Annotated in this window: 22 protein-coding genes and 1 riboswitch; of the genes, 3 read left to right on the forward strand and 19 right to left on the reverse strand. The window is 60.2% G+C overall.

Features of this window, described 5'->3' with window-relative positions; translation table 11 throughout:
• Positions 1 to 340 precede the first annotated feature (340 nt).
• Both KDX37_RS20735 and KDX37_RS20740 read left to right on the forward strand, forming a co-directional pair.
• A complete protein-coding gene (locus KDX37_RS20735) occupies positions 341 to 820 on the forward strand; it encodes a hypothetical protein (protein WP_231654628.1) in 480 nt (159 codons plus the stop codon).
• Between the two features lie 160 nt (positions 821 to 980).
• Entirely contained in the window at positions 981 to 2255 is a 1275-nt protein-coding gene (locus KDX37_RS20740) for an OmpP1/FadL family transporter (protein WP_231654937.1), read from the forward strand.
• 110 nt (positions 2256 to 2365) lie between these two features.
• On the opposite strand, the gene KDX37_RS20745 is transcribed toward KDX37_RS20740, so the two are convergent.
• The 13 genes from KDX37_RS20745 to cobO form a co-directional block, all read right to left on the reverse strand.
• A complete protein-coding gene (locus tag KDX37_RS20745) occupies positions 2366 to 2917 on the reverse strand; it encodes a glutathione peroxidase (RefSeq protein ID WP_231654630.1) in 552 nt (183 codons plus the stop codon).
• Positions 2918 to 2978: 61 nt separating this feature from the next.
• On the reverse strand, positions 2979 to 3101 hold the full coding sequence (locus KDX37_RS29450) for a hypothetical protein (protein WP_264759336.1): 123 nt from the start codon (positions 3099 to 3101) through the stop codon (positions 2979 to 2981).
• Positions 3098 to 4306, reverse strand: a complete 1209-nt coding sequence (locus KDX37_RS20750) for an MFS transporter (protein WP_231654637.1) — start codon at positions 4304 to 4306, stop codon at positions 3098 to 3100. The genes KDX37_RS29450 and KDX37_RS20750 overlap by 4 nt, the downstream gene beginning before the upstream one ends.
• A gap of 104 nt (positions 4307 to 4410) precedes the next feature.
• Complete coding sequence (locus KDX37_RS20755) at positions 4411 to 5142, reverse strand: adenosylcobinamide-GDP ribazoletransferase (protein ID WP_231654639.1); 732 nt, start codon at positions 5140 to 5142, stop codon at positions 4411 to 4413.
• 1 nt (position 5143) lies between these two features.
• The gene (cobC, locus tag KDX37_RS20760; RefSeq protein ID WP_231654646.1) at positions 5144 to 5716 is read right to left on the reverse strand and encodes an alpha-ribazole phosphatase family protein; all 573 of its coding nucleotides are present in this window, start codon (positions 5714 to 5716) and stop codon (positions 5144 to 5146) included.
• Positions 5713 to 6765, reverse strand: coding sequence for a nicotinate-nucleotide--dimethylbenzimidazole phosphoribosyltransferase (cobT, locus tag KDX37_RS20765; protein ID WP_231654647.1), 1053 nt, complete (start codon positions 6763 to 6765; stop codon positions 5713 to 5715). The genes cobC and cobT overlap by 4 nt, the downstream gene beginning before the upstream one ends.
• Entirely contained in the window at positions 6762 to 7283 is a 522-nt protein-coding gene (cobU, locus tag KDX37_RS20770) for a bifunctional adenosylcobinamide kinase/adenosylcobinamide-phosphate guanylyltransferase (RefSeq protein WP_231654649.1), read from the reverse strand. The genes cobT and cobU overlap by 4 nt, the downstream gene beginning before the upstream one ends.
• A complete protein-coding gene (locus KDX37_RS20775) occupies positions 7284 to 8744 on the reverse strand; it encodes a cobyric acid synthase (protein WP_231654651.1) in 1461 nt (486 codons plus the stop codon).
• Positions 8732 to 9745: a threonine-phosphate decarboxylase CobD gene (gene cobD / locus KDX37_RS20780; RefSeq protein WP_231654667.1), complete on the reverse strand. Its 1014-nt coding sequence runs from the start codon at positions 9743 to 9745 to the stop codon at positions 8732 to 8734. The genes KDX37_RS20775 and cobD overlap by 13 nt, the downstream gene beginning before the upstream one ends.
• Entirely contained in the window at positions 9738 to 10646 is a 909-nt protein-coding gene (gene cbiB / locus KDX37_RS20785) for an adenosylcobinamide-phosphate synthase CbiB (protein ID WP_231654676.1), read from the reverse strand. The genes cobD and cbiB overlap by 8 nt, the downstream gene beginning before the upstream one ends.
• Positions 10643 to 11293 (reverse strand): 5,6-dimethylbenzimidazole synthase, encoded by a 651-nt coding sequence (bluB, locus tag KDX37_RS20790; RefSeq protein ID WP_231654684.1) that lies wholly within the window; start codon positions 11291 to 11293, stop codon positions 10643 to 10645. The genes cbiB and bluB overlap by 4 nt, the downstream gene beginning before the upstream one ends.
• A complete protein-coding gene (locus KDX37_RS20795; RefSeq protein WP_231654686.1) occupies positions 11290 to 12585 on the reverse strand; it encodes a cobyrinate a,c-diamide synthase in 1296 nt (431 codons plus the stop codon). Before KDX37_RS20795 ends, bluB begins: the two co-directional genes overlap by 4 nt.
• A 10-nt stretch (positions 12586 to 12595) precedes the next feature.
• Positions 12596 to 13207 (reverse strand): cob(I)yrinic acid a,c-diamide adenosyltransferase, encoded by a 612-nt coding sequence (cobO, locus tag KDX37_RS20800; RefSeq protein ID WP_231654687.1) that lies wholly within the window; start codon positions 13205 to 13207, stop codon positions 12596 to 12598.
• A 92-nt stretch (positions 13208 to 13299) separates the two neighbouring features.
• A riboswitch (cobalamin riboswitch) is annotated at positions 13300 to 13512 on the reverse strand.
• 168 nt (positions 13513 to 13680) lie between these two features.
• Between cobO and KDX37_RS20805 the strand changes: the two genes are divergently transcribed.
• Positions 13681 to 15000: a PQQ-dependent sugar dehydrogenase gene (locus KDX37_RS20805; protein ID WP_231654688.1), complete on the forward strand. Its 1320-nt coding sequence runs from the start codon at positions 13681 to 13683 to the stop codon at positions 14998 to 15000.
• 721 nt (positions 15001 to 15721) lie between these two features.
• Here KDX37_RS20805 and KDX37_RS20810 read toward each other — a convergent pair.
• From KDX37_RS20810 to KDX37_RS20835, 6 genes are all read right to left on the reverse strand, one after another.
• Positions 15722 to 16264 (reverse strand): C40 family peptidase, encoded by a 543-nt coding sequence (locus KDX37_RS20810; protein ID WP_231654689.1) that lies wholly within the window; start codon positions 16262 to 16264, stop codon positions 15722 to 15724.
• A 96-nt stretch (positions 16265 to 16360) separates the two neighbouring features.
• Positions 16361 to 17083 (reverse strand): C40 family peptidase, encoded by a 723-nt coding sequence (locus KDX37_RS20815; protein ID WP_231654701.1) that lies wholly within the window; start codon positions 17081 to 17083, stop codon positions 16361 to 16363.
• A 75-nt stretch (positions 17084 to 17158) separates the two neighbouring features.
• Entirely contained in the window at positions 17159 to 17923 is a 765-nt protein-coding gene (locus tag KDX37_RS20820) for an NAD-dependent deacylase (protein WP_231654703.1), read from the reverse strand.
• Positions 17917 to 18621 carry a DnaA regulatory inactivator Hda gene (gene hda / locus KDX37_RS20825; protein ID WP_231654939.1) on the reverse strand — a complete coding sequence of 235 codons (705 nt, stop codon included), beginning with the start codon at positions 18619 to 18621 and terminating at the stop codon, positions 17917 to 17919. The genes KDX37_RS20820 and hda overlap by 7 nt, the downstream gene beginning before the upstream one ends.
• A gap of 191 nt (positions 18622 to 18812) precedes the next feature.
• Entirely contained in the window at positions 18813 to 19886 is a 1074-nt protein-coding gene (locus KDX37_RS20830; protein WP_231654705.1) for an AI-2E family transporter, read from the reverse strand.
• 37 nt (positions 19887 to 19923) lie between these two features.
• Positions 19924 to 21027: a DUF2066 domain-containing protein gene (locus KDX37_RS20835; protein ID WP_231654707.1), complete on the reverse strand. Its 1104-nt coding sequence runs from the start codon at positions 21025 to 21027 to the stop codon at positions 19924 to 19926.
• Positions 21028 to 21256 lie beyond the last annotated feature (229 nt).

Raw genomic sequence — 21256 nt, forward strand, 5'->3', positions numbered from 1 at the left:
TTACCGCCCAAGGCCGGGAAGGCCAAGGACGGTGAAGATTTCTAAAACCCGGTACCCAGTGGACCGTAAGGCTGCTCCGCTTAAGTGAACAGCATTACGCCCAACGAGCGGGGCTTTTTATTGCCTTCCATAAAGGCGACCCGTGAAAGCCCCTTATAAGTCGTCCACCGGTGCGCGGTTACCTGTCGTCGCAAATGTTTTATAAACAGGCCGTTACACTGTAAATCTGATACTACACTTCAAGTCAGGCGACCCGAGATCGCCCCCGAAGGCCCTCCCGCCTCACATGACGCCATCCGCGCCCGAGCCTTTCGGTCACTTATCGCGAGCAGACCGTATCATGGGTATTGCAGCCATAGAATTGTGCCGTCACGTCATTCGCCCGACCCTTGTCTATCTGGATTGCCGCAGCCCCTGCGCTGAATCATTACTGTTGGGCATCGCCGCTTGTCAGTCTGCCCTGGGCGCAGAACTCGACAGCCGCCGCGGTCATGGTCTGTACCGCATCCCGGAGTTGCGACATCGGCAACTATGGGATGAATACCTGGCACTGGACCCAGAGCTCGCCAGCAGGGTCAGAGGGCTCGCCAGCCAACATGCGTTTCTTAGCGGTCCACACCTGGAACTCACCGTGAATCTGCGTTACGCCACCGCCATCGCCTGGATGATGATTGAGGCTGAGCGCGTTTCTTTGCCCGAAGAAACCGATCCAATCGCAATGGCGAGAATATGGCGAACAGTTTTTCAACCTCAGGGACGAATCAGAGATTTTGTCGCTTGCTGGAACGCCAGTGTCGCTCCGCTGTATTTGCGCGCATGAGTGACACATCGGAACTTCAAGAAAGGGAAAAATCGCCTCTCAATATACGGATTGTCCTACAAGAATAGCTCTATCTCGGGCCATACAGCCTATAGCGCGCCATCGAAAATGTTGGTAATTTCCGACCGGTGATCACCTAGGAGTTCTAATAATGAAAATAATGACAAAAGTAATGAACAGGACAACGCTCGGTCTGGCAATCGGCCTCGCCTCCTCCCAATTGTTTGCTGCCGGCTTCGCACTCAACGAACAAAGTATCAGCGGCATGGGCACCGGGTTCGCCGGTCGCTCCTCGTCAGCCGATGATGCAAGCACCGTCTTCGGCAACCCTGCCGGCATGTCCCGCCTCAAGCGTGAAGAAGTCAGCGCTGGCGCCGCTGCCGTGATCGCAAAAACCAACATCGACAACGGCCGTGGCACCTTCGGTGGCAGCAACGACGGTGACATGGTTCCCGTAGTTGGCGTCCCGATGGGCTACTACGTCAAACCCATCGATGATCACTGGGCATTCGGTCTGGGCGTCTATGTCCCGTTTGGTCTGGTGACCGATTATGAAAGCGGCTTCGCTGGCCGTTACTGGGGTGACAAGAGCCACGTACAGGTTGTGACCTTCCAGCCGACCGTCAGCTACGCGTTCAACGACAAGGTTTCCATCGGTTTCGGTCCGACCATCAACCATATCAATGGTGAACTGACCTCCTCCACGTTGAACGCCGCAACACCAGGCCGCAACGATGGCAAGGTCAAGATCGAAGGCGACGACACTGCGCTGGGCTTCAATGTCGGCGTTCTGGTACAGGCTACCGACAGCACGCGCCTGGGCCTGACCTACCACTCCAAGGTCGATTACAAACTTGAAGGCAAGACCAAGGTCGAAGGCTCGGGTTTTGGTCCGTTTGGCGGCCAGAAGTATGATGCCTCTCTGGATATCTCCACGCCTGAGTCGGTGGACTTCTCCGTCACCCATCAGATTGATGAAAACTGGACCGTCTACGCGGGCAGTACCTGGACCCGTTGGAGCCGCCTGGAAGACATCACCGTCAACAACGACGGCGTTCCGGCTCTGCTCGGTGGTTCAACCGGCGCTATCGGCAAAATCACCGAAGACCAGAACTGGCACGACACCTGGGCACACGCCATTGGTGCTTCGTACAAGGTCAACAAGGAATGGACACTGCGCACCGGCTTCTCGGTGGACCAGTCGCCCGCCAACAACACCAACCGCTCTCCGCGCATTCCGACTGGCGATCGCAAGATCATCAGCTTCGGTGCCGGCTGGAGCCCTACAGACGATCTGACCATCGATGTGGCGTACTCCTACCTGCGTGAAGATGAAGCCAAGATCCGCGATACCAGCGCCACCAAGGGCTCTTACAGCGCGGACTATCGCAACACCGCCCACGGCGTGGGTACCTCGGTCACCTATCGCTTCTGATTTGCGACAGACCGGCTGAAAAAAAGCCCGCGACCCCTCAAGGGGTCGCGGGCTTTTTCATGTGCCTTCTGGCATGCAGAGCATGGCTTGAAAAATAGCCACTGAAAGCGTTATGGCCTGGAGGCAATTGCCTTTTCGATGGCAGCGATCAACTCGGGATCATCCGGCTTGGTCATGCTAGAAAAGTTGGCGACGACATTACCCTGCCGATCTACCACATACTTGTAAAAGTTCCAGCGCGGCGCACTGCTTTGCTCGGCCAATACCTTGAACAGATGGGTCGCGTCATCACCGCGCACGGCCTGGGGCTCGGTCATGGTGAACGTCACACCATAATTGACATAACACACCTTCGCGGTCTCTTCACCGTCCTTGGCTTCCTGCTTGAAGTCGTTTGACGGAACGCCCAGTACCTCCAGGCCCTGCCCCTTGTAACGCTGGCTCAGCTCCTCCAGTCCTTTGAACTGAGGCGCGAAACCACAGAAGCTGGCGGTGTTGACCACCACCAACGGTTTGCCGGCGAAACGCTTGCACAGGTCGATATTTTCCTTGGCACGCAACTTGGGCAGCTCGCCCTGCAGCAATGGCGGACAATCGGCAGCCAGCGCCGCGCCACTCATGGCCAGCAACAGCAGAGGGATTGAAAGAAAGCGAGTGTTCATCGAGGCGTCCCTGAAAGGCAGTGTTGTCGTCCGACACGCTACTCCGTGCAAGCCGTTCTGCCTAGCACGCGCCCATGCCCAGTTGCAGCGCCCCCAGGCCAACATGCTGCCACGCCCACCAGACCAGCATCAGCACGACAGCGCCCAGGCAGAGCGCCACCAGCAACGGCAGGCGTTTACTCACGCCAGACCACCTTGCGCCTGCAGCCTCGCCACCGGACGTTCGCGCACGGGCCAGTTGAGGGCTGCAGCCAACAGACTGAGCAGTATCGATACTTGCCAGATCAAGTCATAACTCCCGGTGTGGTCATACACAAGCCCACCCAGCCAGCCGCCGAGGAATGCACCCAACTGGTGAAACAGGAACACGATACCCCCAAGCATCGATAGATTGCGCACCCCGAACAGCGTCGCGACGGTACCGTTGGTCAGCGGGACGGTGGACAACCACAGCAGCCCCATCGCCACGCCGAACAAGTAGGCAGTGGTCTGGCTCAACGGAACCCACAGGAACAGCGCGATCACCACTGCACGCAGCAGGTAGAGCCACGTGAGCAGACGCGGCTTGGACATGCGCCCGCCCAGCCAGCCGGCTGTGTAGGTGCCGAAGATATTGAACAGACCGATAAGCGCCAGCACCGTGGTGCCGACCTTGGCTGGCAGATGCTGATCCACCAGATAAGCCGGCAGATGCACACCGATGAACACCACCTGAAAACCGCAGACAAAGAAGCCCAACGCCAACAGCCAGAACCCCGAGTGCGTGCAGGCCTCGCGCAATGCCTCACCCAGCGTCTGCTGAACACCCACAGAAACAGTCGGTTTGTCCTTGAGCATGCCCACCAGGGGCAGGATCAGCGCCACCATGACGCCCAGCACCAGCAACGCGCCTGACCAGCCCAGCCAGCCGATCAGGCCCAGCGTGCCGGGCAGCATGGCGAATTGGCCGAAGGAGCCTGCGGCACTGGCGATACCCATGCCCATGCTGCGTTTTTCAGCAGGCAAGGCACGACCCACAACACCGAGAATGACCGAGAAAGAAGTGCCCGAGAGGCCGATGCCGATCAGCAGACCGGCGCTCAATGACAGGCTCAACGGAGAGTCAGCCATGCTCATGCACAGCAAGCCCACGGCGTACAGCACACCACCAACGAAGACAACCTTTGCCGCACCAAAGCGGTCCGCCATGGCGCCAGCAAATGGCTGCGCAAGGCCCCACATCAGGTTCTGCAAGGCGATGGCGAAGGCGAACACTTCACGACCCCATCCGAAATCGGCGCTCATGGGTGCCAGAAACAGACCGAATCCATGCCGCGTGCCCAGGGACAATGCCAGAATCAACGCACTCCCCAGCAGTATCCAGCCACTGGTACGCCAGACCGATGTCATTATTATTGTGCTCCCTGAGTGAAAATGCGTGGATATGCCCGCAAATTACAAGCGGCAAAATTACGCCTTGGCTGACAGCCTTGTCAATTGCACGCGACACTCGCTCAAAACAGCACTAATGCCAGTAATGCCACGACTTCAAGCAATTCCAGCAGTGCACCCGCAGTATCGCCGGTGGTACCACCCAATCGCCGTACCATGACGTGTCGCAGCCAGAAAAAACCGAGCACTGAAGCAAAGACTGCTGTCAGTCCGGCCCAGCCTGCCAGCAGCAGGCATGCCACCATACTGACAAACAGCACCTGACGGCCTGCCGGTCGTGGTAAGTGGTCGGCCAGCGCCTGCCCCAGACCGCCTGCGCGCACGTAGGGCGTACCCAGAAAAAGACCGAGCATCGCACTGCGCCCGATCAGCGGCGCCAGTAGCAGGCCGATACCGTCATGACGTTCGATCAGCGCAAGGATCGCCGTGAACTTGATGAGCAACACTATAACCAGCACCACCACCGCAATCGGGCCGCTGCGCGGGTCTTTCATGATGGTCAGGGTGCGCTCGCGATCACCAAAGCCACCCAGCCACGCGTCTGCGCTGTCGGCCAGACCATCCAGATGCAGGCCGCCGCTCAACAGCACCCAGGCGCCCAGCAGCAGCGACGCATGCGGCATCAACGGTGCGCCACTGAGCAACGCATTCAGCGCCATCAATACCGCGCCAAACAGCACGCCTACCAGTGGGTAGAACAGTAATGAGCGTCCGAGCTCTTCAGGCCGAGGCATGCCTGCCAAACGGACCGGGAAGCTGCTGAGAAATTGCAAGGCGATCCAGAACGGCAACATGTCAGGCCTCCGCCAACATGCAGTTCGCTGCAACCCTGATCGACAACAGCGCGCCATGACCGACGGTGACCTGCAACAACTGCTCACGCGGCAAACCACGCGCCTGCGCCAGCAAAAGTCGCATCACCCCACCATGACTGACCAGCAGCACTCGCTCGCCCGCATATGACTGGTGCAGCCGTTGCACCGCATCAAGAACGCGGCGTGAAAAGACCTCGACAGGCTCGCCGTTTGGTGGAGTAAAGGTATAAGGATCGTTCCAGAACAGGCCAAGGCCTTTCTCGTCGGTTTCCATCAACTGCGCAGCACTCTTGCCTTCCCAGTCGCCGAAATGCAGTTCCTGCAGACCAGGTTCGAGCTGCATAGGCAACGACAATTGTTGCGCCAACTCTTCGGCAAACCGGGCACAACGCTGCAGCGGCGAGCTGACAATGCGGTCCCAGGGACCTGCCTCGGCCACCGCCAGGCGCATCTGTTGCCAACCGAGCAATGTCAACGCATCGTCCAGACTGCCGCGCATACCGCCACCGAGTTCGGTTTCACCGTGGCGCAGAAGGTCCAGGTGCAAGGTCATGCGGGACGATCCGCCACGGCAGCTTCGGCAAACGTTGCCATCCCGTTGTGCAGTTCACAGGCGAGGCGCACCAGCGGCACAGCCAGCGCGGCACCGCTGCCCTCGCCAAGTCGTAAGCCAAGGTCCAGCAACGGCTCAGCCTGCAGGGCTTCGAGCAGGTGACGATGACCCGGCTCGGCCCCGCGATGGCCGAACAGCAACCAATCGCGGCACGATGGATTGAGCCGCACCGCCACCAACGCGGCGACGCTGCAGATGAAACCGTCTACAAGCGCCACAATGCCTTCCTGCGCACAGGCCAGATAAGCCCCGGCCAGCGCGGCGATCTCGAAACCACCGAGGCAGAACAGGCTTTGCAGCGGGTCGCCCGCCTGCTCTATGTGCAGTGCAAGGGCGCGCTCGATCACCTGCGTCTTGTGCGCGATACCTTCGGCGTTCAGACCCGTACCAGGCCCCACCAGCAATGGTGCGGCGCACTCGAGAACCGAACAGGCAACGGCACTGGCAGCCGTGGTATTACCAATTCCCATCTCGCCACCGATAAACAACTCGGTGCCGACGGCCTTGGCACGCAACACACTGTCGCGTCCAGCCTGCAAGGCAACCAACCCTTGCTCGGCAGTCATGGCCGGGCCCTTGGCGAAATTGGCAGTGCCTGCGCCGATTCGCAGATGGTGCACGCCAGGCAAGTCCATGGTCGACACCGTCCCCAGGTCCACCACGTCCAACTGCGCAGAAAGCTGACGCGCCAATACGCTGATGGCTGCGCCGCCGTTGACGAAGTTGTGCAACATCTGGCCGGTGACTTCCTGCGGATACGCAGAAACCCCCTCAGCCACGACCCCGTGATCACCGGCAAAGATCGCGATCCACAACTGATTGACTGCCGGGCGCTCACGGCCCTGCAGACCGGCGAGCTGCACCGCGAGTTTTTCCAGCTGCGCCAGCGATCCGGCCGGCTTGGTCAGCTGCTGTTGACGGGCCAGCGCGGCTTCGCGCACCGGCACGTTGATAGCCTGAGCGGGCTTGAGCCACCAGGAATTACTCATAGGGCGGTTCCTTTCAAAGTCAGGGGCAGGCCGGCAACCGTCAGCACCACTCGCTGACAGCGTTCGGCCAAGGCTTGGTGCAGCAGACCGGCTTCGTCGACGTAGCGGCGGGTCAGCTCACCCATTGGCACAACGCCAAGCCCGGTTTCGTTGCTGACAAAAATGACCTCGCCGGGCAGCCCGGCCAAACAGTCGAGCAGCGCTTGACGCTCGTGCTCCAGGCGCTGCGGATCGTCGAGCATCAGCAGATTGGTCAGCCACAATGTCAGGCAATCCACCAGCAGGCAGCGGTCTGGCGCTGCGTTTTCGCGCAGCGTTCTTGCAAGCTCGACAGGCTCTTCAACCAGCCCCCAATGATCAGGCCGGCGCGCACGATGGCTCGCCACGCGCTGATTCATTTCGCCATCCAGCGGTTGGCTGGTGGCGATATACAACACGCTGAGTGAAGACTCTGCAGCCAGCTTCTCAGCCAGGCGGCTTTTGCCCGAGCGAGCACCGCCCAAGATCAATTGCAGCATTCAGTCAGCCTCCAGGCCACACAGCTCACGCAACAGTTTGCCGTCCAGATGCTTTTCCACCAGATCCGCCAGTCGCTCGATGTCGCGTTCACGCAGGGCGTGATAGTCGACGTCCTGCACGTCCTGCAAGCCAGCCCAGCGCAACAGTGCGCTGCATGCGGCAGGCGACTCGAACAGGCCGTGCAGATAGGTGCCAAGGATCTGTCCGTCGGCGCTCTGCGCACCATCGCAACGCCCATCACTCAAACGCACCGCCGCCTGCTCAAGTGCCATACCGGTGGTGACACCGGCATGGATCTCGTAACCGCTGACCTCGGCATCCTCAAGCGTAAGGTGCCCGCGCACATTGCGCAGTTGCTTCTCGGACTCCAGCACGGTGCTCATTTCCAGCAGCCCGAAACCGGGACTTGAACCCGCCGCCCCCTCCAGGCCCAGTGGGTCATGCAGTTGCTGACCGAGCATCTGCAGACCGCCACAAATACCCATCAGCTTGCCGCCATAACGCAGATGCCTTTCGATGGCCACATCCCAGCCATTGGCACGCAAATACGTCAGGTCGCTGCGCACGCTTTTCGAGCCGGGCAGGATGATCAGGTCCGCAGGCGGTATCGCCTGACCCGGGCCGATGAATTGCAGATTGACCTGCGGGTGCAGGCGCAATGGGTCGAAGTCGGTGTGATTGCTGATACGCGGCAGCACAGGTACCACGACGTTGAGAACTCGCTCCACCTTGTCAGTCTGGCGCTGGTCCAGACCGTCTTCGGCTTCAAGGTGCAGGTCCATGACATAGGGCAGCACGCCGACCACCGGCTTGCCCGTGCGCGCTTCCAGCCAGTCCAGGCCAGGTTGCAACAGGGCGATGTCACCGCGAAAACGGTTGATAATGAAGCCCTTGACCCGCGCCTGCTCACTGGGTGAAAGCAGCTCAAGCGTGCCGACCAGATGTGCGAAGACGCCGCCACGATTGATATCGGCGATCAGTAGCACCGGGCAATCGACGGCCTCGGCGAAGCCCATGTTGGCAATGTCGTTGGCGCGCAGGTTGATCTCGGCGGGCGAGCCTGCACCTTCGACCATGATGACTGGGTAGGCCTGACCCAGCCGCCGATGCGACTCCAGCACCGCCTGCATGGCGATCTCTTTGTAACCATGGTAGGCCACGGCATTCATGGTGGTGACTGCGCGTCCATGAATGATGACTTGCGCGCCGGTGTCACTGTTGGGTTTGAGCAGCACCGGGTTCATGTCGGTGTGCGGCTCAAGGTAGCAGGCCTGAGCCTGTACCGCCTGCGCGCGGCCGATCTCACCGCCATCCGCCGTCACGGCACTGTTGAGCGCCATATTTTGCGGTTTGAACGGCACCACCTTGATGCCCTGACGGGTCAACCAGCGGCACAGCGCGGTCACCAGCGTACTTTTGCCAGCGTCGGAAGTGGTGCCTTGTACCATCAGCGTGGCCATGGAAATTCCTTGCGGTATTCAAGCAGAACGTTGTGCAGACGCAACCAGTCGGCCTCATCACGCGGCAGACCGAAGCGCAGGCTGCCGGACTCGGGCGTATCGCCCGCAAACAGCCGCAGCAACACGCCGCGTCGGGCACAGAACTCATAAAGGGCGCGTGCCTCGGGGGTGATCAGCCATTGGAACAGTGCGCAACCGCCTTGCGGCGTCAGGCCATACTCGCTGAGCAATGCCACCAGTCGCTCACTGGCTTGCTCACTGCGCAGCCGTTGAAGCGCGTGGCCTTCACGGTCAACAAGACACGCCTGGCCGAGGATCCGGGTCGGCCCGCTGACTGACCACGGACCGATCTCCTGCGCGAGTCGCTTGAGCAACCCGGGCTCGGCCAGAACAAAGCCCAGTCGCACCCCGGCCAACCCGAAGAACTTGCCGAACGAGCGCAGCACGACCAGACCAATGCGCCACGTTTCGGCGGCCAGGCTCATGCCCGGCGTGTTATCCATGAACGCCTCGTCAACCACCAGCCAGCCACCGCGCTCAGCCAGACGCGCGTGCCACTCCAGCAGCTTATCGGCGCCGAGGTGCAGGCCCGTCGGGTTGTTGGGGTTGACCACGACCAGCACATCAAGACTGTCGAGGAAGTATTCGACCTCATTAGCCACGACTTCACGGACTACAAAACCGCTCTGGCGCCAGGCGTGCGCGTGTTCGGCGTAGCACGGCGACAACACACCCACCCGACCTGCCCTGCGCACCCGAGGCAGTGCCTGGATCGCCGCCTGTGAGCCGCATACTGGCAGCAAATGTGGCACGCCATAGTATGTACATGCCGCTGCTTCCAGACCGTCATCGGTTTCCGGCAGACGCGCCCAGGCCTGCACAGGAATCTCCGGGATGGGCCAAGGCCACGGCGCAATGCCGGTGGACAAGTCCAGCCAGTCTGCCTGATCTATCCCGTAATGATGCGCTGCTGCACGCAACCGCCCACCGTGCTCAAGCATAGAATTCAGCCCCGACGCAGAGCACCAGCAACCACAGCCAGACACCGCGTTGCACCAGTTGCCAGCCGCGATCAATGGCATCGGCATCAGCGGGCGCACCCTCGCCCAGCGGTGGACGCTGGTGCAGCTCGCCGTGATAGATCGCCGCGCCGCCCAGCTCGACCCCCAGTGCGCCAGCACCCGCTGCCATCACTGGACCGGCGTTGGGGCTGTCCCAGGTCGGACCCTGAGTACGCCAGCAACGCAGCGCCAGTCGGGTCTTGCCCAACAGCGCGTAGGTCAGCGCCACCAGCCGCGCCGGAATGTAATTGAGCAGATCGTCGATCTTCGCCGCCGCCCAGCCGAAGCGCTCGAAACGCTCGTTGCGGTAGCCCCACATGGCGTCCAGCGTATTGCTCAAGCGGTACAACACCACGCCGGGCGCACCCGCTACAACAAACCAGAACAGCGCAGCAAACACCGCATCGCTGCCGTTCTCAAGGACCGACTCGGTGGCAGCGCGGGCAACTTCAGTCGCATCCAGGTCGCTGGTCTGCCGACTGACCAGATAACCCACCCGCTGCCGGGCCTCGTCCAGATCATCGCTGCACAGGGCCTGCGCCACTGGCTGGACGTGCTCGCCCAGACTGCGCATGCCCAACGCACAATACAAAGCCAGAATTTCAAACAGCCAGCCTATATAAGGAAGCCAGCTCAACACGGTGGCCATCAGCGTCAGCGGGATTACGGCGATGAACCAGGCCGTGACGCCGTGACTGCGCCAGCCCCGCCCGCCACTGTTGAAGCGCTGTTCTATACGGTCGGCAAAGCGCCCGAACGCCACCAGCGGATGAAAGCGTTTCGGCTCACCGAGCAGCGCATCCAGCGCTACGCCGGCAACGCTCAACAGCGCCACACTCATTGACTCACTCCCCATTGATTTTCATAGACCAGTTCACTCAGCGGACGCTCCTGCGCCCAGCCTTCCATCACCAGCATCGGTACCGGGTAAAACGCCTCCACCGGGCCAAGGCACAGAATCGCCAGCGGCTTGGCCCCTTCCGGCATGCTCAGCAGATCGGCCAGCGCGTGAGGGTCGAACAGCGACACCCAGCCCATTCCCAGTCCTTCGGCGCGCGCCGCCAGCCAGAGGTTTTGAATGGCGCAAGACAACGACGCCATGTCCATTTCCGGCAAGGTGCGTCTGCCGAAAATATGCTGCTCACGCCCTTCCATCAGCGCCGCGACCAATACCTCGGCGCAGTCATTGATACCTTCGACCTTGAGTTTCATGAACTCATCGGTCCGTTCGCCCAGCGCCCGCGCTGTACGGATACGTTCTTCTTCGACCTGCGCCTGCATTTGCGCGCGCAACACCGGATCGCTTATCCGGATGAAACGCCAGGGTTGCATCAGCCCCACGCTGGGCGCCTGATGCGCGGCCTCCAGCAGACGGGCCAGCAGCTCGGGCGCCACGACACCGCCAGTGAAATGCCGCATGTCGCGGCGCTCAGCGATGGCGCGATATACCGCAGCCCGCTCTTGGGGGCTGAATGCCTGCTCACTCATGGTCTGAACAGGCCCGCGATGGCCTGCGGACAGGAAGGGAAATAAAAATGCACGTAGGAGGCGGTCAGACGACCGTCGCGATAAACAGCCTCTGCGCCGCGCCCGCCGTTAGGGCTGATGCCTCGTGCAATTGGCTGAAGTTCGGTGCTGGTCAGCGAGTGGTGATACGTGTGCCCACGCAACTCGCCTTCGGGTAACACGACGGTTTGCAAGGCCAGCGCCGCCAGACGCTTTTGCATCACAGCTTCACCGGACAACAAACCCACCAACTCAGCGCGCACGCCCTCAACATCTGTCAAGGCATCCAGCAGATACAGCATCCCGCCACACTCGGCCAAAATCGGCTTGCCGGCTGCATGGTGAGCGCGAATCGAAGCGCTCATCGACACATTGGCAGCCAGCTCGACATGATGAAGTTCCGGGTATCCACCCGGCAGATAGAGGCTGTCGGCTTCCGGAATTTCGCGATCATGAATCGGCGAAAAGAAGGTCAGTTGCGCGCCCATGGCCCTCAGCAGGTCAAGACTGGCGCCATAGACAAAGGCAAAGGCTTCATCGCGCGCAATCGCAATGCGCACACCTTCAAGCAATGGCTCGGCGACAATCGGATCGGGCGCGGTGAAGGTTACTGCGGGTGGCAGTGCCACTTCACAGGTGCTGGCCAGGGCAGCGGCCGCCATGTCCAGACGCACGTCCAGATCGTTGAGTTCGCTGGCCTGGACCAGTCCAAGATGGCGGCTGGGCAGTTCTATGCCGGTTTCCCGCGACAGTGCACCGTACCAGCGCAAGCCTTCGGTCAGGCTGTTTTCAAGCAATTGTGCATGGCGCACAGTGCCAACACGATTGGCCAGCACACCAGCGAACGGCATGTCCGGCTGATAGCGGGCCAACCCCAACGCCAGCGCACCGAACGTCTGGGCCATGGCGGTGCCGTCGATCACGCCGAGTACCGGCACCCCGAAATGCCGCGCCAGGTCGGCGCTGGAAGGCGTGCCGTCGAACAGCCCCATTACGCCTTCGATCAGGATCAGGTCCGCTTCAAGCGCCGCTTCCCATAACAGGCGCCGGCTTTCATCGGCACCCACCATCCACATATCCAGCTGATAAACCGGCGCACCACTGGCTCGCTCCAGAATCATCGGATCGAGAAAGTCGGGCCCGCATTTGAATACGCGGACCTTGCGCCCCTGGTTGCGGTACAGGCGTGCCAGAGCAGCGGTAACAGTGGTCTTGCCCTGTCCTGATGCGGGTGCCGCAATCAATACTGCCGGGCAATGACGTGGCGGTCTCATGAACGATCACTCACAGTTCGATACCTTTCTGGGCACGGATACCGGCCTGAAACGCGTGCTTGATAACGCCAATGTCGGAAACGGTATCGGCAAGATCAATCAGTTCGGGCTTGGCGCCACGTCCTGTCACAACCACGTGCTGTTCTGGCGGACGCGATTGCAAGCCGATCAATACCTGTTCCAGATCAAGGTAGCCGTGCTTGAGAGCGATGTTCAGTTCATCAAGCACCACCAGCCCGATAGACGGATCGCGCAGCATTTCGAGGGAAACAGCCCAGGCGGCTTCAGCAGCAGCGATGTCACGCTGACGGTCCTGGGTTTCCCAGGTAAAGCCCTCGCCCATCACGTGATAGCGCACCTGCTCGGGGAAACGGCGAAAAAACATTTCTTCGCCGGTGCTGTTGCGACCCTTGATGAACTGCACCACACCGCATTTCATGTCATGGCCCATAGCGCGCGCGAGCATGCCGAATGCCGAGCTGCTTTTGCCTTTGCCGTTGCCGGTCAGCACCAGCAAAAGCCCGCACTCGTTGGGTGAACTGGCAATACGCTCGTCCATCACCGCTTTTTTGCGCTGCATGCGCGCCAGATGGCGTTCGTCGCGTTCGGGGGATTCGTTCATCTCAGCTCTCCGCTTGAGGGCACGCGAAAGCAGACGGAAGGACAGCACTGAACAGCACGGCAACGCCCTGCGCAGAGCATCACCCTCCGTGATGCCATTGACTGATTCAGGCCGGTCTCCGGGCTCATGAGCGGGTTGCCCCGGCTGCGCGCCTTCCCATGTCGAAACACAGTGGCGTCAGGCACAGCCTTGACTCATTTACCGTTGCGGGGGCAGCGCCGGGATTGGATCGGGGATCCACACCGGCTTCCCTGTTTCACCCTGCCAATCGAAGATTGCAGAGCACCTGAAGCAAACCGCGAAGGGTAGAGGGTTGGGCTGGGAGCGTCAATCAGCACCGCAGCCCGAATGTGCAGTCTTCATGCGGCTCTGCGAGACGCCTTATTCCGACTGATACCGGCGCACTATTGAACCTCGGGGTTCGGGGTGTCTCTATCTGTTACTGGACCACGCCCCGTCAACGGAGATTCATCATGTTCAAACTCAGGCCACAGTACGTTGTGCTGCTTCTGCTCGCTGGCGGCCTCGCTGCCTGCGGCGAGTCTTCGACGTTGCAGGTTTCGGACGGCACAGGCCCTTCGCCGAAGCTGCCAGAGCCCAACAAGACGCTGATTCCGACCGTCAATATTGCACCCGCCGTGGGCTGGGAGAAAGACGCCAAACCGGTGGCTGCACCCGGCACCCAGGTCGTAGCGTTCGCCGAACATCTGGATCACCCACGCTGGCTCTACGTATTGCCCAACGGTGATGTGCTGGTCGCAGAGACCAACTCGCCCGCCAAACCTGACGACTCCAAGGGTATTCGTGGCTGGGTCATGGAAAAAGTCATGGGCCGCGCCGGGGCTGGCGTACCGAGCGCCAACCGCATCACCCTGCTGCGCGACACCAACAATGACGGCGTCGCAGAGACCCGCACGGTCTTTCTGCAAAATCTGAACTCGCCGTTCGGCATGACGCTGGTGGGCAACAAGTTGTACGTCGCTGACACCGACCGGCTGATCAGCTTCCCATACGAATCGGGGCAGACATCCATCAGCGCCCAGGCCACCAAAGTCGTCGACCTGCCGGGCGGCACGCTGAACCACCACTGGACCAAAAACGTCATCGCCAGCAAGGATGGCAGCAAGCTGTACGTGACCGTCGGTTCGAACAGCAACGTGGGCGAAAACGGCATGGACCAGGAAGAAGGTCGTGCTGCTATCTGGGAAGTGGATGCGGCCACGGGTAACCACCGAATCTTCGCCTCAGGCCTGCGCAATCCCAATGGCATGGACTGGGTACCGAAAACTGGCAAGCTGTGGACGGCGGTCAACGAGCGTGACGAGATCGGCAGCGATCTGGTGCCGGACTACGTGACTTCAGTGCAGGACGGCGGTTTTTATGGCTGGCCTTATAGCTACTATGGCCAGCATGTGGACGAGCGTGTCAAACCCCAGAACCGGGAGCTGGTTGCCAAGGCCATCTCACCCGACTACGCGGTAGGCCCGCACACCGCCTCGCTGGGCCTGGTGTTTGCCGACGGCAAAACCCTGGCGGCACCGTTCAACGAAGGCCTGTTTATTGGTCAGCATGGCTCCTGGAACCGCAAACCGCACAGTGGCTATAAAGTGGTGTTCGTGCCCTTCAGCAACGGCAAGCCAAACGGCGCGCCGGTCGATGTGCTGACCGGGTTCCTGAACAGCGACGAAAAAGCCATGGGGCGGCCAGTAGGCGTGGTCAATGATCATCGTGGCGGGCTGTTGGTGGCTGATGATGTCGGCAACAAGATCTGGCGTGTGACGTCGACCAAGTAACCTGATGTGCAGGTGGGAGGCGTGGACTTCAGGCCACGAGCTCCCACGACTCATACCGCCTGTGAGGAACACCTGCGTCGTTGGACGTTTTGGACTGACACTGATCAGGGTTTGAATTTCAGGCCGAGCGGGGATGCTCAGTGAATATACCGCCCCGAAGACTGATTTGAAGATACCGCATCACGATCAGATTACCCGCCGACGCCAGAGCGTGAGTTGTTCAAAACTTCGATGGCTTGAACGTCTTGGACTGTGGGTTCAGTGACCTGCGTGTTCGACTCGGGTCACCTTTTCGCCCCTCGGCGACCCATTTTGATGGGGCCAAAGTGGGCAAAGCCCCAGGCTCCGGTTGGGTCCGCCTGCGGCGGATTCCTTCGCCCTGACACTGATCCGGCGGTCGCTGCAACGGGCCATCCATGGCCCGGTGCAGCTCAATCGGCATCCCTGCCGATTGCCCCCCCCGGATCAGCGCCAGAACTCAGCCTGCACCTTGCGTCGCGCTCTGTGGTGTAGCGACTATCGGGGGAGAAAGGCGCTGTTTTTTTTGGGTAGGCTGTGACTTGGCTTTTTTGATTCTGATCCGGGTTTGGATTTTCAGGCCGAGCCGGGATGTTCAGTGGGCCTACCGCCCGCTTCGTGAGCAAACGGAGCGCCGCCCGGCTCACTCCCACAGGACGGCTTTTCGTTTGCTCGCGAAGGCTTTAGCCTTCAGGCAAAGCAATCAGGGACGAATCTGCGCCAGGTTGGCCGGTTGGATCACGCGCTTGGCGTTGAGGTAGGCTTTCTGCCAGTAAGGCTTGTCGAGGCTGTCCAGCTTGACGGTACCGCCGGTAGCTGGCGCATGCACGAAGCGCCCTTCTCCAACGTAGATTCCTGCATGAGAGACCTGCGAACCGCCCGAGGTGGCGAAGAACACCAGATCACCGGACTGTAGTTGCTCGCGACGAATATTCGGCGCGCCCATAACGATCATTTCGCGAGTGGACCGGGGCAGCGATATACCGGCAGCATCGCGATATACGTAGCCTATCAGGCCACTGCAATCAAAACCCGAGTCGGGCGTGTTCCCGCCCCAGCGATAAGGCGTACCGACGAGACCAAGCGCACGAAACAGTACGTCTTCGGCAGCCGGAGAAAGAATCTGCGGGGGCGCAGTAACCACCGGACGCTGAACGATCCGGGGCTGTTGCGGCGGCGGCGGGCTGGCACATGCGCCGAGCAACGCAGCAAGAGAAATGACCATCAGGCGCAACGCAATCGACATAACCACAACAACCTGATCTGAGTGCGGCGTGAGCTGCCGGGAAGCCTAAATGCAAAAACAGGCCATAGGCCTGTCTGTGCTTTCTACTATTTACAGCTATTTACGTCGTTTTGCTGCAGTTGATTCTAGCGTAGTCGATGTCATCGCAGTGGTCTGCGTTGCCACTGGAGCCTTGGAAGCTACTGCACCTGGCGCCATCGCCAAGGCACGCTTGGCCTCGATGAAGGTTTTGTTCCAGTAAGCGTCGTCAAGGCTGTCGATACGCACGCCACCGCTACGGCGGCTGCTGGAATGGATGAACTGCTCATTACCGACGTAGATAGCCGCATGGCTTACGCGACCACGGCCACGAGTGCTGAAAAACAGCAGATCGCCCGGCTTGAGGTTGTTGCGTGAAACCAGAGGCGCATCAACGTTGATCATTTCACGTGTTGAGCGTGGCAATGTCATGCCAGCTTCTTCGCGAAACAGATAACCGATGAAACCACTGCAATCGAAACCCGAAGAGGTCGAAGTGCCGCCAAAACGGTAACGTGTACCGATCAGGGCCTTGCCACGCTCAAGGATACTGTCGGCCAGAACCGGCAATTTGTAGGATTTGTTATCGGAGAACTGAACCAACTCTTCTTCGGTGGCCAACTCGTCCTGCAAGGTTGCCGCGTCGGCGCGGTGAGCTGCGGATTGAGCGGTAATCGAGTTTTGATAACGGGGTGTTGGCTGGACCTGTTTTTGCTGTGAAACCGGCATATTGGCCGAGCAACCGAACAGGAACGTAACGAGTGCGAGTGGCACGAGGGGTGCGAAGCGAGCAACTTGCATGGGCACGACCGTGGCTGAACTGTTAAGAAGGCGAGACTATGCCCGCTATCAAAGTGATTTGCAAATTCAATCGAACTACATGTGACTTATGAGTTCCTCCATGACATGTGCCGCTCGACATTGCAAAAAGACGTCCATTTGAGCGCTGTGGTCGGTCGGCTGCGGGTTGATTTCAGCCGTGAACCCCCCGGAAACCCGCGTGCGCAGTACGGGCTCATGGATGTATGGAAAGCTGGCGGTGGTGCCAATGCTCAAGACTGCGTCATAGCCTGTAGCCAGTTGTTCATACAGTGTTTCGAGGGCTTTTTCAGGGAGCATTTCTTGAAAAAGAACGACGGGCGGTCGCAAAACGCCACTACACATCTGGCAAAGCGGCGGTAATGGGCGCTGCAAGTGCTCGCTGAGACCCGGATCCGTCGCACCACACGATTGGCAGAACAACGGCGAGAGTTGACCGTGAATTTCAATCAGTCGCTCTGGTGGGCTGCCAGCGGCACGGTGATAGCCGTCGACATTCTGGGTCAACACCCAGCACTCCGGTTTGATTCGCTGCAACTGGGCAATGGCGTAATGGGCGACGTTGGGTTGACCTCCCAGACACGCCTTGCCCAGCTCGGCAATGTACCGCCAGCACAGCGCAGGATCGCGACGCAACATCGGCCCTGACAGCGCGACCTCGATAGGCAGGCCGTCTTCAGTCTTGCCGTTATAGAGACCGCCTACGCCACGGTAGGTCGGCAAACCCGAATCAGCTGAAAGTCCGGCACCGGTGATTACCAGAATCCGCTGTGCATGGCGCAATGCCGCCGCCGTTTGCCTCAGCAGAGCCGGATCTACCACCCGAGGGTCTCTTTCAGGAAGGGGATGGTCAGCTTGCGCTTTTCCTGGAGCGAGGCCTGATCCAGACGTTCCAGCAGCTCGAACAGCGCACTCATGCTGCGAGTACCACGGGTGAGGATGAAATGGCCCACATCGTCGGTCAGGTGCAGACCGCGTCGAGACGCACGCAACTGCAGCGCTCGCAGCTTGTCTTCGTCGGACAGCGCACGCATCTGAAACACCAGCGCCATGGTCAGGCGGGATTTGAGGTCAGGCAGCTTGATCGGCAGCTCGCGTGGCGACTTGGACGCAGCAATCAACAGGCGACGCCCGCTGTCACGCAGACGATTGAACAGATGGAACAGCGCTTCTTCCCATTCCGGCTTGCCCGCCACGGCCTGCAAGTCGTCCAGGCAAACCAGCTCGTACTGTTCGAGATGGTCAAACAGTTCGATGCCTTCATCGAGGAGTTCTGCCAATGGCAGATAAACAGCAGGCTCCCCCATCTGCTCGAAGCGCAGACACGCGGCCTGTAACAAATGGGTGCGCCCTACCCCGTCCTTGCCCCATAGATAGATGAGGCTTTCGGTCCACCCGGCGTCGGCTTCGCACAGCCGCTCGACATAGCCGAGTGCAGCGGCGTTGGCGCCTGGATAGTAATTGACGAAAGTGGCGTCATCACGCAGACGCACACTCAGGGGCAGCTGAATCGGTTTCATGCTGACTGAACGGTTCATGCGAACCGTCAAGGGCCTCTGTGTAAAGAGCGCAAAGTTTATACCCGTGACGCTGGTCGCACAATGCGACAGACCTCAAGCAAAATCAAAGGCTTGCGTCACGAGCCCTGAAGCTGGCAGATGTGCGGTGCGTCAGGCGCAGTCCCTGCGCCACTTGTACGGGTGATGCGCGCCTATAGATCCGGATCTTCAGCGCCTGCGTAGATCTCCGAATCCTTGTAGACATCATGCATGTGGCGCACCAGCACCATGATCACCGCTGCCACCGGCAGCGCCAGCAGGATCCCGGTAAAGCCGAACAACTCACCACCCGCCAGAATCGCGAAAATCACGGCCACCGGATGCAGACCGATACGGTCACCCACCAGCAACGGTGTGAGCACCATACCCTCAAGGGCCTGACCGATCATGAACACGGCCACAATCCCCAGCATCGGATACAAGTCACCACCGAACTGGAACAGTCCGGCAATCAATGCCGCACCGATGCCAATCACAAACCCCATATAAGGCACGATGGCTGCCAGACCGGCGATAACGCCGATCAACAGGCCCAGTTCAAGTCCCACCAGCATCAGACCCGCAGCATAAATGACACCCAGGCCGACCATGACCAGCAACTGGCCGCGGATGAACGCGCCGAGCACTTCGTGACACTCGCCGGCGAGCTTCACGATTTGACCTTCGCGCTGACGCGGCAGCAGGCCGCGGACTTTGCCCATCATCAGGTCCCAGTCGCGCAGCAGATAGAAGCACACCACCGGGATCAGGACCAGGTTGGTCAACCAGCCGATCAGGGCCAGACTGGAAGCAGTGGCCTGAGACAGTACGATTGTGACGATGTCGCCCGCCTGCCCCATGTGCTCGGAAATGGCCGCCTTGACCTTGTCGAACTTCCAGAACCCGTCAGCCAGACCGAATTTGGCCTGCGCCCAAGGCAGTGCCGTGTGCTGTATCCAGTCAAGAATCTGCGGCGCCAGCTCATACAAGCGATACAGCTGCTTGGCCAGCATCGGCACCAGAACCAGCAGCAGGGTCATCAGCACCAGGGTGAACAAACCAAACACTGCCACGACGCTCAAGGTCCTGGACAAACCTGCCCGCTCCAGGCGATCCACAAGCGGATCGCCCATGTACGCCAGCAGCAACGCCACCAGAAAAGGGGTGAGAATCGTGTGCAGCAAGACCACGAATGCGACCAGCAGGGCCAGCCCGCCGATCCAGAACCAACGCCGCGTATCAGTCATTTATAGCTCTCGACCCAATGGGAAAACGTTTGCCGGGTTACCAGCGGAAATACAGCTGTGGTGCAGCAACTGGAACAATCGTTGGAGCAGGCGCTGCAACCGGGGCCGATACCGGCGCCGCCGCATCGACCGGGGTCGTTGCAACAGTTGGCGCGGACGACCCGGATGGCGCGGCGGCCGTTACTTCGCTGGCAGGCACTTCCTGCAACTTGGCCAGCGACATCTGCGAGCGAAGCTGATCGGCGTTTCCACTCACTTCAAAGACCACTCGATCACCGTCGACAGAACTCAGACGCACGCCGAACGGATCGAGTAACTGCAACAGTTGCGCATACCGTTCAAAAGTCATGCCCTGCACCTGAACCAGCAGGCCGGTAGACGCGCCAGGCTTGGCCACGAAGCGCGGCGCCAGTTTCTGGCTGACCGACAACAGCACGGCATCGGCCAGCGTCTCTGAGGTAGTGCCAGTGGCAGTGCCCTGCTCACGCTGGTCGCCCAGCCACAGGCGCCATTTGCCCTGCCATTGCCCGGCTTCTTCGCGAGCGTGCACAGCGAGGATCGCATCCGCGCCGTAACGCTCGGACGCTTCTTTCAATGGCGTCGCATCGGTGCCTTCAAGGGTCTGGGCATTACCGATACTCTGCTCACTCAGATCAGCCAGCGGCAGGCGCAAAGGCAAGCCGCGATGCTGCGCGGCACGACGCAGGGGCTCAGCGGCCGCCTGCCCATCACCCACCAGATTGGCACCCTCGACCGAATCGTTCAGCCACCACCCGAGGATAGACGGACGATTGCTGCCCCAAATGGGCAAGCCAGCCTGACGCAGGGCGCGGTCAGTGGTTGCAGGGTCAAAATCCACCAGCAGGGATTCCGGCGGCCCGGCTTCATAGCCATATTGACTGATGACTTGCTGCGGATCCTTGCGCAAAGAAGCGAGCGCAGAACCCTGGGCAGCCTTGGCATCGCCAGTCAGGCGCAGCACCAGCGTCTCGAGCGCAGCCTGAGTGGCGCGGGTGCGCTCATCGGGCGACTGACCGCTGACCGGCTCGCGCACTTGATAAAGGTTGCTCACCGTTTCGGCGAGGCCTGGCAGGCTGAACAGAGAAAGACAGCCGACTAACAGAATTCTGGAAAAACGCATGGACAGTTCCCGAACGGAAAATTGAAAACGAGACAATTTCAGGAGGTGAGAAGAGGCTAGGACATCAGTCTGCCATTATTCATTCAATCTCCACCTGAAATACACCTTAACCCGTTTGGTGCAGAACGTGCTCACGGCAAGGACACCAGTTTATTTGCTGCAACACCCTCCTACCGTCGGCGCAAGGATGGCCCCGCGGGGGCAAGCCTGATAAAATCGCGCGCCTTCG

Source organism: Pseudomonas californiensis (assembly GCF_021147775.1).
Taxonomy (GTDB): domain Bacteria; phylum Pseudomonadota; class Gammaproteobacteria; order Pseudomonadales; family Pseudomonadaceae; genus Aquipseudomonas; species Aquipseudomonas californiensis.

Bases quoted from the DNA above. Each gene is read 5' to 3' on its own strand.
- KDX37_RS20750 (WP_231654637.1), bottom strand. From the start codon at position 4,306: ATGACATCGGTCTGGCGTACCAGTGGCTGGATACTGCTGGGGAGTGCG.
- KDX37_RS20805 (WP_231654688.1), top strand. From the start codon at position 13,681: ATGTTCAAACTCAGGCCACAGTACGTTGTGCTGCTTCTGCTCGCTGGC.
- KDX37_RS20815 (WP_231654701.1), bottom strand. From the start codon at position 17,083: ATGCAAGTTGCTCGCTTCGCACCCCTCGTGCCACTCGCACTCGTTACG.
- KDX37_RS20745 (WP_231654630.1), bottom strand. From the start codon at position 2,917: ATGAACACTCGCTTTCTTTCAATCCCTCTGCTGTTGCTGGCCATGAGT.
- cobT (WP_231654647.1), bottom strand. From the start codon at position 6,765: ATGAGTAATTCCTGGTGGCTCAAGCCCGCTCAGGCTATCAACGTGCCG.
- cobO (WP_231654687.1), bottom strand. From the start codon at position 13,207: ATGAACGAATCCCCCGAACGCGACGAACGCCATCTGGCGCGCATGCAG.
- bluB (WP_231654684.1), bottom strand. From the start codon at position 11,293: ATGAGTGAGCAGGCATTCAGCCCCCAAGAGCGGGCTGCGGTATATCGC.
- KDX37_RS20830 (WP_231654705.1), bottom strand. From the start codon at position 19,886: ATGACTGATACGCGGCGTTGGTTCTGGATCGGCGGGCTGGCCCTGCTG.
- cobU (WP_231654649.1), bottom strand. From the start codon at position 7,283: ATGCTGCAATTGATCTTGGGCGGTGCTCGCTCGGGCAAAAGCCGCCTG.
- KDX37_RS20810 (WP_231654689.1), bottom strand. From the start codon at position 16,264: ATGTCGATTGCGTTGCGCCTGATGGTCATTTCTCTTGCTGCGTTGCTC.
- KDX37_RS20835 (WP_231654707.1), bottom strand. From the start codon at position 21,027: ATGCGTTTTTCCAGAATTCTGTTAGTCGGCTGTCTTTCTCTGTTCAGC.
- KDX37_RS20735 (WP_231654628.1), top strand. From the start codon at position 341: ATGGGTATTGCAGCCATAGAATTGTGCCGTCACGTCATTCGCCCGACC.
- KDX37_RS20795 (WP_231654686.1), bottom strand. From the start codon at position 12,585: ATGAGACCGCCACGTCATTGCCCGGCAGTATTGATTGCGGCACCCGCA.
- hda (WP_231654939.1), bottom strand. From the start codon at position 18,621: ATGAAACCGATTCAGCTGCCCCTGAGTGTGCGTCTGCGTGATGACGCC.
- cbiB (WP_231654676.1), bottom strand. From the start codon at position 10,646: ATGAGTGTGGCGCTGTTGAGCGTTGCCGGCGTAGCGCTGGATGCGCTG.
- KDX37_RS20740 (WP_231654937.1), top strand. From the start codon at position 981: ATGACAAAAGTAATGAACAGGACAACGCTCGGTCTGGCAATCGGCCTC.
- cobD (WP_231654667.1), bottom strand. From the start codon at position 9,745: ATGCTTGAGCACGGTGGGCGGTTGCGTGCAGCAGCGCATCATTACGGG.
- KDX37_RS20775 (WP_231654651.1), bottom strand. From the start codon at position 8,744: ATGGCCACGCTGATGGTACAAGGCACCACTTCCGACGCTGGCAAAAGT.
- cobC (WP_231654646.1), bottom strand. From the start codon at position 5,716: ATGACCTTGCACCTGGACCTTCTGCGCCACGGTGAAACCGAACTCGGT.
- KDX37_RS20755 (WP_231654639.1), bottom strand. From the start codon at position 5,142: ATGTTGCCGTTCTGGATCGCCTTGCAATTTCTCAGCAGCTTCCCGGTC.